The sequence below is a fragment of the Actinomadura sp. SCN-SB genome (genome assembly GCF_043906805.1).
Taxonomy (GTDB): Bacteria; Actinomycetota; Actinomycetes; order Streptosporangiales; family Streptosporangiaceae; genus Spirillospora.
Genome location: NZ_JBIMPP010000199.1, coordinates 1 through 477, shown reverse-complemented (window position 1 = coordinate 477; position 477 = coordinate 1). Strand labels below are relative to the sequence as shown.

Below are 477 nucleotides of genomic sequence, written 5' to 3'. Positions count from 1 at the left end.
GGGCAGGCGTGCGCGAGTTGGTCGGCCAGTTCGGCCCTGCGGCCGATCAGGGTGCGGATCTCGGTGTCGATCTCGGCGAGTTTGCGCCGGTAGACCGCCACGGATTCGGGGCATGAGCCGCCCTTGTCGTGGCCGGCGCGCAGGCAGTCCACGAAGGGGCGGGTGTCCTTCAGGGTGAAACCCGCGTGGAGGAGGGAGCGGATCTCCTGGACGAGCCGTACGTCGGACTCGTCGTATTGGCGGTAGCCGTTGCTCGAACGCCGCGCCACCAGAAGTCCCTGCTGCTCGTAGTAGCGGAGCGCACGGGTGCTGACGCCGGCGCGTTCGGCCAGCTCTCCGATCCGCATCGTTCCTCCCTGTCGCGGTGACCGTACAGCTTGACGCCGGTGTCAAGGTCAAGCCCGGCATCGGGGACAACGCCGCCGGCCGCCGGGTCCATCCGGCGGCGAGGCGGGTAGAGCGGAGGCATGTCTAGTG

At 69.2% G+C, this 477-nt stretch carries 1 protein-coding gene; it reads right to left on the bottom strand.

Annotation, left to right across the window (positions count from 1 at the left end; all coding sequences use genetic code 11):
- A partial coding sequence (locus ACGWYJ_RS39035; protein ID WP_395111755.1) for a MerR family transcriptional regulator occupies positions 1-347 on the bottom strand: 347 nt, incomplete at its 3' end.
- Positions 348-477 lie beyond the last annotated feature (130 nt).